Source organism: Enterococcus sp. 12C11_DIV0727 (assembly GCF_002148425.2).
In the GTDB taxonomy this organism is placed as follows: Bacteria; Bacillota; Bacilli; order Lactobacillales; family Enterococcaceae; genus Enterococcus_L; species Enterococcus_L lemimoniae.
In genome coordinates, this window is sequence record NZ_CP147248.1 from 3,257,430 (window position 1) to 3,270,595 (window position 13,166).

A 13,166-nucleotide genomic window follows, 5' to 3' on the forward strand; every position below is an offset into this window, starting at 1 on the left:
TGATATTTTAACCATTAACCCAATTTACATAAGGAAATACAGAAAGTGAGTGAACCAAATGGCAAATAAACAACTAATTATTGCTGAAAAACCTAGTGTTGCCAAAGATTTAAGTAAAGTACTAGGGGCAAATCAAAAAAATAAAAGTTACTACGAAGGTCCGACAGTCATTGTTACTTGGGCATTAGGTCATCTTTTAGGTTTAAAAATGCCGGAAGATATCAATAAAGAATGGCAATCATGGCAAATGGAGACTCTGCCTATGGTACCAAAAAAATTAGGTATCAAACCGTTACCAAAAACAGGACACCAGTTAAAAGCAATCAAACAATTAGCAAATCGTAAAGATGTTACAGAAGCGGTGATTGCAACGGATGCTGGACGTGAAGGCGAGCTAGTTGCTCGCTGGATTTTAGAATATGTCAACTTTAATAAACCCGTCAAACGTCTATGGATTTCTTCACAAACTGATAAAGCAATCAAAGATGGTTTCAAGAAATTACGACCAGCAAAAGAATACGACAATCTATATTATTCAGCATTAGCGCGTGCTAAAGCGGATTGGCTAGTTGGTCTAAATGTTACACGTGCATTGACCGTAAAATATCAAGATAGCTTATCAGCAGGAAGAGTACAAACGCCAACGCTATCTCTAGTCCGTCAACAAGAAAAGAAAATTGAAAGCTTTAGACCCCAAACTTATTTTTCAGTAGAGCTGCAAGTTCAAAAAGAAAAAGCAAAACTAGTTCAAAGCAATCCGTACGCATTTAAAGAACGGAACGATGTTGAAACATTCGTGAAAAAACTCAGCGAAGGAAAAGGCAAAGTAACGGATATTCAAGAAAAAACGAAAACAGAACAAGCACCACTGCCTTATGATTTAACAGAAATTCAAAAGGAAGCTAACCAACGCTATCAATTTTCTGCAAAGAAAACACTATCGCTAGTTCAAAGTCTCTATGAGTTCCATAAAATCGTAACGTATCCAAGAACCGATAGTAAATATTTAACGACAGATATGAAAGCAACGATGAAGGAACGGTTGCAAGCAGTAAGTGATTTTGCACCAGAAGTCAAAACCTACATCAAAGATGGTGGGCAAGTTAAATTGACGAAGGTTTTCCAGAATGAGAAAGTGACAGATCACCATGCACTGATTCCTACTGAACAACGTCCACGTTATGAGAAATTAAGTGGAGATGAACAAAAAATCTACAACATGATCGTGACTCGCTTCCTCGGCATGTTTGCTGAATCGCATCGGACGAAACAAACAAAAGTAACTGTAAGCTTTGGCAAAGAACAATTTATCTTCCGTCAAAGTAAAGTCGAAGTAGCTGGTTGGAAACAAGAAAAAGAAGACGTGGTTCCGTCTGTTGACTGGACATTAGGAATGGTGATTCCACCAAATTTCACTATTAATAAAGAACTAACTGCACCACCAAAACCATTGACTGAAGGAACTCTTTTAGGGCTGATGGAAAAATACAGCTTAGGAACTCCTGCCACACGTGCAGAAATCATTGAAAAACTGATCAAGTCAGAGTTGATGGAACGCAATACCAACGGCTTAAATGTATCACCAAAAGGTAAACAACTACTTGAACTAGTCAACCCATCATTGGTAACCCCAGAGCTAACAGAAAAATGGGAAAAAACATTAGAAGCAATCGCCAAAGGCAAACAAAGCAGTACTGTTTTCCTAAAAGAAATCGAGCAAGACACTAAAAAACTTGTCAACGAGATCAAACAAAGTGAAAGCAAATACCAAGATTTTTCAATCACACAAAAGAAATGCCCAGAATGTGGTTCAAACTTACGTGAGAAAAATACCAAAGACGGTAAAATCTATGTATGTTCTAATAAAGATTGCAGCTACCGTCGCAGAAAAGATCCTAAAGTTTCAAACCACCGTTGCTCTCAATGCCATCGTAAAATGGAAATTATTGATGGGAAAAATGGTGCTTACTTTAAATGTAAATACTGTTCAATTACTGAAAAAATGCAAGACAAAAAAGAACGCAATAAAAAACTGACTAAACATGAAGAACGTAAGTTAATGAAGAAATATTCGCAAAAAGAAGAACCAGAAGAAAGTGCTCTAGCACAAGCGTTAAAAGCAGCGATGAAACAAGACTGATCCTCGTTAACTAAGGAATATATGTTAAACGTAATAAAAAAGCATTCTACTTGCCTGACTAAAGAGAGTATCTTCAGTTGGGATAAAGTGGAATGTTTTTTAATTATGTGAAAAGAATCATAAATAATTGATCGAATAGTTCTTTTTAATCTACTTTATATATGTAATTTATATCGGAAAGAAAATAATTAATGTATAAACACCTTGTTAAAGCGTTTTGTTTTGTTATATAATAATATTGTTAACATAAAGGAGGAATTTTTTTGAAAAAGAGTAAAATGAATTTGATAACAGGAGTTTTTGTTTTAGGCGTAATTATAAGTTTCGGTGTTTTCAGCCAAGGAACTTTAGCAAATGAGAAAAAAATATACGTCTCAGATGATTGGTTAAGAAAAAGTATGGTCGATCAAATTGAAGAACCGGTAGAAAATGAATTGCCGACAGCTCAACAAATGAGTGAAATTAAAGAGATAAGTGGCACTGATAATGGATCTATAGAAGGAGTTCAATATGCAATAAATGCTGAAAAAATACAAATTAGTGGTTTAGGAATCACTGATTTTCGTCCTATTTCTGGTATGAATAACTTGAAAGAATATCATGCGTATTCTTCATTGATACAAGGGGATGAAGAACAAGTACTAAATATTACCCCTTTTGGTGAATTACAAAATCTTGAAAATTTATATTTTGGTTATGCAAATATCCGCGATTTTAGCATGTTATCAGAATTACCTAAACTAAAATCTATTCAAGCATTTGGGGGGATGAATGTGAATTTGCCAACCATTTATGTGGATAAATCAACTAAAAAATTCGTGATGGAACATCCTGTGAAATACTCTAAACAATTTGATGGTAAAAGAACAGTTAGTGGCTCTACAGATAAACAAGGTGTAACGATAGAACCAGTTATTGAAAATAATGCTGTTATTATAAATAATCTGGATGAAAGTATTTCTAAAGTATATTTATCTTTTGAAGCCTCATCTAAAGATAATGATATAAGTAATGGTTTTTTTGCTTCATTTAGTTGTGAGATACCAATTGTTTGGTATTGAAAAATAGAAGATTTATTAAATAACCAGAGAGCACTCTCTGGTTATTTTTTTGAAAAAATGATTGGTATATAAGTTGTATATTGAATATTTTTATGGATATTAGATTAAACTCAACTAGTTGATAAATAGAATTAGATTTCATGTTACAATTTAATTGACGGTGAAAATAGATAATTAATTTTTGAGAGGAAGGTGTTCATTGTGAAGAATAATATTGAAGTAATACAACAGCAAGCTGAACTAGACGCTAAATTCATGAAACAAGCCCTAAAACTTGCTAAAGACGCTAGCAATAATGGAAATGAACCATTTGGAGCCGTACTTGTCAAAAACGATAAAGTTATTTTAACTGGTGAAAATCAGATCCACACGGAAAGTGATCCCACCTATCACGCAGAATTAGGCATTATTCGTGATTTTTGTACGAGTCAAAAAATAACAGATTTATCAGAATATACCCTGTATACAAGTTGTGAACCCTGTTGTATGTGCGCTGGAGCTATGGTATGGAGCAATTTAGATAGAATGGTTTATGGTTTGGGGCATGATGAATTAGCTGAGATCGCCGGTTTTAATATTATGATTGGCAGTGAAGAGATTTTTTCAAAAAGTCCGAATAGACCTGAAGTTGCCAAAGGTGTTCTAAAAGAGGCGGCAGTGCCAGTGTATGTTGATTATTTTCAAAGATAAAGTATGAGGTGAGTCAAAAGATGAGGAAAAATGAATATCTAGCTTTAGTTGCAATGGAAGAGTGTGCAGAGATCCAACAAGCATTGTCAAAGGCGATCAGATTCGGTTTTGATGATCATCCCCCTTCAAGAGCTGATGAAACGAATGAAGAACAACTGTTGACAGAATTCTATCAATTGACTGCAATGATTGAAGAAATGCAGAATAAGGGGATTATTGCAGGCTTTACTCAAAAAAAAATAGAGAAAGTGAAGCACGATAAGATTGAGAAGGTATATAAATATATGGATTATTCAAAGGAAAAAGGGCTGTTAGAATAAATGTTTAATTTAAAATTGCTTTAGATAATAAACGTAAAAACAGTTCTATTGTAATAATAGATGTATTGGGGTGTTGTTGGTGGGAAAAAAGATATGGATTATTTTACTATTGATTCTTATTGTTGCTTACACTGTATCCATAAGTGGTAAAAAAGGATCAACAGAAAATGCTGTTATGACAGTTGAAAAGTCTGAAAAGTTTAAAAATACCGAAATTGAAACGGCGATTGATCGTGTGAAGAAAGAGTTTAAAGGATTTACTAACTGTGAAATGACCAAAATTTACTATGATGAAGAAAAATCGAATATGGAAATCAATTATTATTTAACAGAGAATCAAGAAAATAAAAGTGTAAAAAATGCAGACAAAAAAATTTTTATTGTCTTGTATTCTGATTTTGAGGTTAGAGAGGAAAATAATCAAAATTCTGGTTTTATGCCAGGCTCTCATCACAAAAATTGGATGTGGTTATTAAAAAAAGATGAATTTTGGAAGTCTTGGAAAGTCGTAACTTTTGGAGTTTAAGCTAGTGCTCATTCGATACATAATAATGATTTGTGCTTTAACGTATATATTTTTAATTCAGCCCTAAACTAAAATTTTAAAGTAAAAAAACACTTTGGGTGAAGTATTTTTTTTATATTCTGTCATTTAAACTCATTTTTCTTATTTTTCGCCTAGACTAAAGGAATAATTTAATGAAAATGGGCGGAAACATTTGTATTTTGCAATAAAAGGAGTATACTCTAAATTGGAATCATTCTAAATTTAATAAAAAGAGTTTCCACACAGATATTGTCTTTAGGTTTATTTTATTCTGGGTTTTGATTCATTTTGGCAGCACCAACCAACTGCGCAAATGAATAATTATGTTGAATGAAATTAGCTTATTCTTTTTGTGGAGACAGTAAAAACAAGGGGGATTATTGATGTTTGATATAGTAACATTAGCAAGATTCCAATTTGCAATGACGACAGTCTTTCATTACTTCTTCGTACCGTTTTCAATAGGATTAGCACTTGTAGTAGCAGTCATGGAAACGATGTATGTCGTGAAAAAAGATGAACGTTATCGCAAAATGGCGAAGTTTTGGGGCAACATTTTTCTATTAAGTTTTGCAGTCGGAGTTGTAACAGGAATTATTCAAGAATTCCAGTTCGGGATGAACTGGTCAGATTATTCACGCTTTGTTGGAGATATTTTTGGTGCTCCACTGGCAATTGAAGCATTACTTGCATTCTTTTTAGAATCAACATTTTTAGGTTTATGGATTTTTACTTGGGATAAAGTAAATCCTAAACTTCATTTAACATTTATTTGGTTGGTCGTATTTGGTTCAATGATGTCGGCTTTTTGGATTTTAGCTGCAAACAGCTTTATGCAACATCCAGTGGGCTATACATTAAACAATGGTCGTGCAGAATTGATAGACTTTGGTGCAGTTATTGGTAATCCAAAAGTTTGGTATGAGTTTACACACGTCTTGTCTGGCGCAATTGTAATGGGCGGAATGATCGTTGCAGGTCTTGCTGCGTTCCAAATTTTGAAAAAACGTGATATTAGTTTCCATAAAGTATCTATGCGGATTGGTTTATGGATTGCTTTGTTTGGCTCTCTATCTGTTTTATTTACAGGTGACTTACAAATGAAAGCTTTGATCAATGATCAACCAATGAAATTTGCGGCAATGGAAGGGGATTATGAAGATTCTGGTGATCCTGCTGCTTGGACATTGATCGCATGGGCGGATGAAGCGCAACATAAACAAGTCTTTGGGATTCAAATTCCTTATATGTTAAGTATTCTTTCTTATAATAGTCTATCTGGTTCCGTTGATGGAATGGATACAGTCAATGAACGTTTGAAAGAACAGTATGGTGATGATAAAAATTATTATCCACCAGTTAATACATTATTCTGGAGTTTTAGAGTGATGGCTGGATTTGGTGCATTAATGCTACTAGTTTCATCTTTAGGTCTATTCTTTAGTCGTAAGAAAAAACCTTCACTTTATGAAAAACGCTGGATGGTTTGGATCGTGGCATTATGTACGTTTGCACCATTCTTAGCAAATACAACAGGTTGGTTGATCACTGAACTTGGTCGTTATCCTTGGACTGTTTATGGTCTATTTACGATTGAAGATAGTGTATCACCTAACGTATCTGTAGCGTCATTATTAACATCGAATATTATTTACTTTATTCTTTTTGCAGGTCTAGGTTCAGTAATGGTTTACTTGGTTACGGTTGAACTTAAAAAAGGACCGGATTATGAAGAAAAGAAATTAGCAGAGGCGAATTCTACTGATGTAGATCCATTTGATAAGGAGGTCTTTGGCGAATGAGTACGTTGCAATTGCTTTGGTTTGTCTTAATTGGTATTTTATTCTCAGGCTTCTTCTTCTTAGAAGGTTTTGACTTTGGCGTGGGGATGTCGGTTCAAACATTGGCTCATGATGAAGAAGAAAAAGAACAAATCATCCAAACGATTGGACCGGTTTGGGATGGTAATGAAGTCTGGTTATTAACAGCAGGTGGGGCGATGTTTGCATCTTTCCCATACTGGTATGCTTCATTGTTTAGCGGGTTTTACTTGATTTTATTTATCATTTTAGTTGGTTTGATCATTCGCGGTGTGTCATTTGAATTTCGTCACCGGATGCCAGATGGTAAACGCCGTAGACTGTGGAACTGGACATTATCGATCGGTAGTTTTATCGTACCGTTTTTCTTCGGTGTTCTATTCATTGATTTAATTCAAGGAATGCCGCTTGACGTAGACGGGAATATGATGGCGTCATTTACAGATTATATTAATGTGTTTTCTGTGGTTGGTGGCGTTGCATTGTCTTTATTATGCTACTTACATGGTTTAAATTATATTGCCTTAAAAACAGAAGGGCCAGTCAGAGAACGTGCACGTAACTATGCGTCATTCTTCTATTGGATTTTATATGTGGGCTTAGTTGTGTTTGCAGCGTTGTTGTACTTCAAAACAGATTTCTTTGATAATCATTTTGTCGTGACGTTATTATTAGTGGTAGGAATCGTTGCCTTAACAGTGGTTGCCAATGTGAGTGTCTTTAAGAAAAAAGAAATGTTGGCGTTTCTTGCTAGTGGCTTAACGTTGATTCTTTTAGTGGCGTTATTATTTAGTGGCTTGTTCCCACGTGTCATGATTGGGAGTGAGGGGTACTATGATATCTTGATCAAAGATGCTTCAAGTTCTCCATATACTTTGAAAACAATGACATGGTTATCATTAACGATTTTACCATTCGTATTAGCTTATACAGGCTGGTCTTATTATGTCTTTAGAAAACGTATCAAACATCCAGCAATTGCTGCTGCGGGGTATGAAGGATGATCGATAAAGCCATCTTAAAAATGCCAAAAATCAAAAATATCATGATCTTGCTTGCAGGTTTTTCTTTCCTGCAAGCAGTATTTATTATAGGACAAGCATTTTATTTATCTAAAGCCGTTGTTGGATTATGGGAAGGTGGTCAGTTAAGTGACCAGCTGTTGAATATTTTGGTGTTCTTTTTGTTTTATACTGGCAGACATGTGGTGACCTATCTGCGTGAAAAAATGTTGGATACCTTTAGTTATGATCGTTCCCGTGAATTAAGAGAAGCTTTACTCCAAAAGGTTTTCCGTTTAGGACCGACTGTAGTTCAAAAAAATGGTACGGGAAATATGATCACTATGGGGCTTGAAGGAATCAGTCAGGCAGAAAATTATTTACATTTGATCCTGATGAAAATTATGAACATGATGATTATTCCGTGGATCATTTTGATTTTTGTTTTTACCTTAGATGTTCGTTCAGGGGTTGTTCTATTAGTTGTTTTTCCAATGATCATTATTTTTATGATCATTCTGGGTTATGCAGCTCAAAGTAAAGCAGATAAACAATACAAAGCTTTTCAGATTTTATCTAATCACTTCATTGATTCGTTGCGAGGTCTAGATACGTTGAAACTGTTTGGCTTGAGCAAAAAGTATGCAGGCAGTATTTATAATACGAGTGAACGGTTTAGAGAAGCAACGATGAGTACCTTGAAAATTGCGATTTTATCAACATTTGCTTTGGATTTTTTTACAACATTATCAGTCGCAGTTGTAGCAGTATTTCTAGGGTTAAGTTTGTTGGAAGGGGGGATTTTACTTTTCCCAGCCTTGACGACCTTGATCTTAGCACCAGAATTCTTTTTGCCTGTTCGTGATTTTGCTAGTGATTATCATGCAACATTAGATGGAAAAAATTCATTTCAGGCAATTCAAGCTGTGTTAGATTTACCAGAAATGACTGAAACGGATCGGCTTTCTTTAAGCGATTGGACAGCTTTGAGTGAATTAGCTGTTGAACAGTTGACCTTTCAATATGAAGAAGCTACCCAACCAGCGTTAAAAGGGTTAGACTTTGCTGCAAAAGGGTATCAAAAAATTGGGATCATTGGGGCCAGCGGTTCTGGAAAATCAACACTGATTAATGTATTGAGTGGTTTTTTAGAGCCAGATGCTGAAATAACAACAATTGAAGTTGATGGACAAAAGCTTCCGCACTTTTTACAAAAAGAGTGGCAGAAGCAAGTTCTGTATATTCCTCAATCACCCTATATTTTCCAGGATACATTAGCGAATAATGTTCGTTTTTATACACCAGAAGCGACGGATGAAGATGTCTTAGCTGCAGTTCAGCTAGTAGGGTTAGAAAACCTTGTAACGGAGCTTATAGAGGGTTTAAACACGGTGATCGGTGAAAGTGGGCGAATGTTAAGCGGTGGTCAAGCTCAGCGTGTAGCGCTTGCTAGAGCCTTTTTAGATCAGACACGTCGCGTTCTATTATTTGATGAACCAACTGCTCACTTAGATATTGAAACTGAAGTAGAATTAAAAACAAAAATGTTACCATTGATGAATGATCATCTTGTCTTTTTTGCCACTCATCGATTACATTGGATGGCGGAAATGGATTATATTTTGGTCATGGATAAAGGTCAAATCGTTGAAGCAGGAACATTAGCTGAATTGACAGAGAAAAATGGTTATTACGTGAAACTAGTCAATCAAATGAGGGGGACAGAATAATGGAAAATACCCCAACAAATAAAGAATTATATGAAAAAGATCAATGGGTCAAACCGTTTTTGAAAAAGTATAAAGGGTTATTATACTTAGCGTTGATTTTAGGTTTTTTAACTTTTTTTAGTGCCGGCGCTTTGATGTTCAATTCAGGTTATTTAATTAGCCGAGCAGCATCATTGCCAGAGAATATTTTGATGATTTATATTCCTATTGTATTGACACGTGCTTTTGGGATCAGTCGTCCAGTTTTTCGTTATATTGAGCGTTTAGTTAGTCATAACTGGGTCTTGAAAATGACTTCTGACTTGCGTTTGAAGCTTTATATGGTCTTAGAAAAAGATGCGATTTTCTTTAAATCAAAATATCAAACTGGAGATATTTTAGGGTTGTTATCAGAAGATATCAATCATCTACAGAATTTATATTTACGCACGATTTTCCCAACCGTAATTGCTTGGTTGTTATATATTTTTATTATTATTGGACTTGGTTTGTTTTCATGGTGGTTTGGCTTATGCATGCTGTTGATGTTAGGCGTTGTTATTTTTCTACTACCTTTAATCTCAGTTTTAGTCAATGGTGCCAGACAAGAGAGGCAAAAAGTCTCTAAAAATGAATTATACAAGACATTGACAGATAATATTTTGGGTGTTTCTGATTGGGTATTTAGCCAACGTGGTCAGGAATTTGTCCATTCATATGAACAGCAAGAAGCAAAACTACGTCAGTTGGATGAACAAATCAAACGCTTTAATCGTTTTCGTGATTTCCTATTACAAGTGGCCTTTGGTGTGATTACTATTGCCATTTTAGCTTGGACTAGTGTTCGTTTTCCAGGAAATCACGGTGGTGCGGCAAACTGGATCGCCGCTTTTACGTTGACGGTTTTCCCGTTGATCGATGCTTTTGCACCGCTACCTGATGCAGCGCAAGAAACAAATATTTATAAAGATTCCATCAAACGATTGAATGATTTACCAGAACCAGAAGAAGCAGTATCACGACCTAAAGAAGTAACGATCGATAATACAGAAATCAAGATCAGTGACCTATCTTTTGCTTATGAAGGAACATCTAAACAAGTTTTAAAAGACTTAAATCTGACAATCCATTCAAAAGAGAAATTAGCAATTTTGGGGCGTAGTGGTTCTGGGAAAAGTACATTAGCAACGTTGATTCGTGGAGATTTACAGCCAAATAAAGGGACGATCACATTAGGTGGAATGTCAACTAGTGAATTTGGCGATCAAATCACAAAATCAATCGGAGTGATTCATCAAGCGCCTTATCTCTTTAGGACAACGATTCTAAATAATGTCCGAATCGGGCGAGAAGAAGCTTCTGAGGAAGAGGTTTGGCAAGTGTTAGAGCAGGTTGGGCTAAAGGAAATGATCCAAGGGCTGCCTGAAGGTTTATTGACAATGGTTGATGAAGCTGGATTACGTTTTTCTGGTGGTGAACGTCATCGTTTAGCTTTAGCACGTATTTTACTTCAAGATACACCTATTGTATTGTTAGATGAACCAACCACTGGATTAGATCCAATTACAGAACAACAATTATTGGATACATTTTTTGAGACACTAGAAGATAAAACGATTATCTGGATCACCCATCACCTACAAGGAGTCCACATGATGGATCGAGTGATTTTCATTGAAGATGGTCAATTAGAAATGAGCGGTTCTCCGCAAGAGTTATTGGCTACCAATCAACATTATCAACAGTTGTATGCAATTGATCGCGGAATGAATCAACGATGAGTATATAAAACATCTGAGGCAAAACTCTAAGAGCTTTGCCTCAACTGTTTTAAAAATGACTATCATGTTAAAATGACCGTTGTAGCAATAATTCAGTCAATAAAGTCAGCTGTTCTTTCCCTAAACAATCAGGCAGTTTTTGGATATCAGTCAACGCTTTTTCTGTCACACGTTTGGCAAATGCTTTGGCTTCGTTCACACCGTCTAGTTCATGAACTAGTTGTGCTGTTTCGATTGCTTGTTCTGCTGTGATATCTGCACCTTTTTCTAGATAATAAGCAAAGCGTTCGGGTGCTTTTCTCATGGCAAAGATCAAAGGTAACGTATAGACACCTTGCGCTAAATCTTCTAAAACGGGCTTTTTCAAGGTTTTTTCATCAGCGGTGTAATCTAAGATATCATCGTAAACTTGAAAAGCAATCCCGATATGACGACCGATACGGGCTGCTAACCGTTGAACTTCTGCTGACGCAACACCAAAGTGAGCACCTTCTAAACAGCTTAGTGAAAACAACTCAGCTGTTTTCCCATTGACGCTGCGCAAATAATCAAAGACGGTCATGTTCTGTTTATAACGGGTATGCATTTGATCTAATTCACCCAAAAGCAGCCGTTTCATAGCAGAAGCATTTGTATGTAAGAAATCAGAACCGTTCATTGTTTCAGCAAGTAACTCAAAGAATTCTGTAAATAATAAATCGCCTGTATAAACAGCGATATCTTTGCCATAGCGAGCTTGAATCGTGATGGCTCCTCGGCGTAGTGGTGAATCATCGATAATATCATCGTGAACAAGGGTTGCCATATGCAGGATTTCAATGGAAGCAGCGATTTTGATCAATTGTTGCTGATCTTGTTTTTGTTCATCACCGATTTGAGCAAATAGAAAAAAGAACGCTGGGCGTAATAATTTTCCACCTGAATAGGTTAATTCGATCAAAGCTGTTTCGATTTCTTTGTTTCTTATTTTAACTTGGCGTCTGATCAGTTCGCACGTTTCATTCAATTGTTGTTGGATAATCGGAAATTCTTTCCAAAAGTCATTCATAACACAATAGTCCTTTCAGTAATTCAATACTATTGATTGTATACGATGTAGGTCGAGAAACACAAGTAAATTATTCCGTGAGCATAAAACTAAATATTGTAAGGAGAGAAGAGTATAATTTGAATAGAGAAGTATTTTTTGAATTAGTTGAGCTAAAAGCAAAGACAGCCAGTGTTTTACCCTTTCTTTTAGGCATTTGTTTCAGTTGGTATCATTATGGAAGTGTCCATTTAGGTTTTGTTCTTATTTATTTTATTGCGATGTTCATTTTCAATATGGCTGTTGATATATTAGATAACTATAATGACTACCATCATGCTAAAGAAGGGCATGATTATAAAGATAAAACGAATATTATCGGACGTGAGCATTTATCGTTGTCGATGATTCGTCGCTGGATCATTTGGATGGTGGCGATCTCCGCGTTGATCGGAATCGGTCTTTCACTGTTTGTCGGTTGGCCTCTGTTATGGATGGGGCTGTATTGTTATTTGATCGGGATCTTCTATTCTTCTGGTCCTAAACCGTTATCTAGTTTGCCTTTGGGAGAAGTTTTCTCGGGCTTTACGATGGGCTTTATGATCATGTTGATTTGCGTTTATATCAATACATTTGATTCTTTTCAATGGACAGCAGAGAATATCGGCAGGATTTTCTTGGTGTCATTGCCTAACACTTGCTTGATTGCTAATTTAATGTTAGCTAACAACATCTGTGATCTAGAAGAAGATGAAACAAATCAGCGTTTTACGTTAGTTCATTATTTAGGGAAAAAAACGGCACTCCAGTTGTTTGTCGGATTGATTATGATTGCCTTTATATCGATCATTTTAAGTGTTGTATTGGGTTTAGCACCTATGACCATGTTATTGACGCTGTTGGTCCTACCCTTTATTTGGAAGCAAACGAAGCTATTCTTAAATGAACAAGTCAAAACGAAAACATTTATTTGCGCAGTCAGGATTTTAGCTGTCGGTGCACTTGCACAAGTTGTATTTTTTGCCATAGGATTGTGGCTTAAATAATAAAATAAAAAGGTTAAGAGGGGA

The 13,166-nt window shown here is 35.7% G+C and carries 11 protein-coding genes; 10 read left to right on the forward strand and 1 reads right to left on the reverse strand.

The genetic code is table 11. The features are described from left to right. The first annotated feature begins 58 nt into the window (after nt 1-58). From A5866_RS15525 to cydC, 9 genes are all read left to right on the forward strand, one after another. Nucleotides 59-2,140: a DNA topoisomerase III gene (locus A5866_RS15525; RefSeq protein ID WP_086444891.1), complete on the forward strand. Its 2,082-nt coding sequence runs from the start codon at nt 59-61 to the stop codon at nt 2,138-2,140. 263 nt (nt 2,141-2,403) lie between these two features. Then, nucleotides 2,404-3,201, forward strand: a complete 798-nt coding sequence (locus A5866_RS15530) for a hypothetical protein (RefSeq protein ID WP_086444890.1) — start codon at nt 2,404-2,406, stop codon at nt 3,199-3,201. Nucleotides 3,202-3,402: 201 nt separating this feature from the next. Further along, nucleotides 3,403-3,891: a nucleoside deaminase gene (locus A5866_RS15535; RefSeq protein ID WP_254907583.1), complete on the forward strand. Its 489-nt coding sequence runs from the start codon at nt 3,403-3,405 to the stop codon at nt 3,889-3,891. A gap of 20 nt (nt 3,892-3,911) precedes the next feature. Beyond that, nucleotides 3,912-4,211, forward strand: a complete 300-nt coding sequence (locus tag A5866_RS15540; protein ID WP_086353014.1) for a hypothetical protein — start codon at nt 3,912-3,914, stop codon at nt 4,209-4,211. A 79-nt stretch (nt 4,212-4,290) separates the two neighbouring features. Further along, nucleotides 4,291-4,737, forward strand: coding sequence for a hypothetical protein (locus A5866_RS15545; RefSeq protein ID WP_086280517.1), 447 nt, complete (start codon nt 4,291-4,293; stop codon nt 4,735-4,737). A 404-nt stretch (nt 4,738-5,141) separates the two neighbouring features. Then, complete coding sequence (locus A5866_RS15550) at nt 5,142-6,560, forward strand: cytochrome ubiquinol oxidase subunit I (RefSeq protein ID WP_086280520.1); 1,419 nt, start codon at nt 5,142-5,144, stop codon at nt 6,558-6,560. Then, the gene (cydB, locus tag A5866_RS15555; protein ID WP_086280523.1) at nt 6,557-7,582 is read left to right on the forward strand and encodes a cytochrome d ubiquinol oxidase subunit II; all 1,026 of its coding nucleotides are present in this window, start codon (nt 6,557-6,559) and stop codon (nt 7,580-7,582) included. The genes A5866_RS15550 and cydB overlap by 4 nt, the downstream gene beginning before the upstream one ends. Continuing rightward, a complete protein-coding gene (gene cydD, locus A5866_RS15560) occupies nt 7,579-9,309 on the forward strand; it encodes a thiol reductant ABC exporter subunit CydD (protein ID WP_086280525.1) in 1,731 nt (576 codons plus the stop codon). Before cydB ends, cydD begins: the two co-directional genes overlap by 4 nt. Next, nucleotides 9,309-11,069 (forward strand): thiol reductant ABC exporter subunit CydC, encoded by a 1,761-nt coding sequence (gene cydC / locus A5866_RS15565; RefSeq protein WP_176332586.1) that lies wholly within the window; start codon nt 9,309-9,311, stop codon nt 11,067-11,069. The genes cydD and cydC overlap by 1 nt, the downstream gene beginning before the upstream one ends. Nucleotides 11,070-11,136: 67 nt before the next feature. Here the strand turns inward: cydC and A5866_RS15570 are convergent, their stop codons facing one another. Then, the gene (locus A5866_RS15570; RefSeq protein WP_086444888.1) at nt 11,137-12,117 is read right to left on the reverse strand and encodes a polyprenyl synthetase family protein; all 981 of its coding nucleotides are present in this window, start codon (nt 12,115-12,117) and stop codon (nt 11,137-11,139) included. Nucleotides 12,118-12,236: 119 nt separating this feature from the next. On the opposite strand from A5866_RS15570, the gene A5866_RS15575 reads away from it, so the two are divergent. Then, on the forward strand, nt 12,237-13,142 hold the full coding sequence (locus tag A5866_RS15575) for a prenyltransferase (protein WP_086280533.1): 906 nt from the start codon (nt 12,237-12,239) through the stop codon (nt 13,140-13,142). The last annotated feature ends 24 nt before the right edge of the window (nt 13,143-13,166 follow it).

What these genes read in the sequence shown, in the direction of transcription:
- cydB (WP_086280523.1), top strand. Translation starts at nt 6,557, where the DNA reads ATGAGTACGTTGCAATTGCTTTGGTTTGTCTTAATTGGTATTTTATTC.
- A5866_RS15570 (WP_086444888.1), bottom strand. Translation starts at nt 12,117, where the DNA reads ATGAATGACTTTTGGAAAGAATTTCCGATTATCCAACAACAATTGAAT.
- A5866_RS15525 (WP_086444891.1), top strand. Translation starts at nt 59, where the DNA reads ATGGCAAATAAACAACTAATTATTGCTGAAAAACCTAGTGTTGCCAAA.
- A5866_RS15540 (WP_086353014.1), top strand. Translation starts at nt 3,912, where the DNA reads ATGAGGAAAAATGAATATCTAGCTTTAGTTGCAATGGAAGAGTGTGCA.
- A5866_RS15550 (WP_086280520.1), top strand. Translation starts at nt 5,142, where the DNA reads ATGTTTGATATAGTAACATTAGCAAGATTCCAATTTGCAATGACGACA.
- cydD (WP_086280525.1), top strand. Translation starts at nt 7,579, where the DNA reads ATGATCGATAAAGCCATCTTAAAAATGCCAAAAATCAAAAATATCATG.
- cydC (WP_176332586.1), top strand. Translation starts at nt 9,309, where the DNA reads ATGGAAAATACCCCAACAAATAAAGAATTATATGAAAAAGATCAATGG.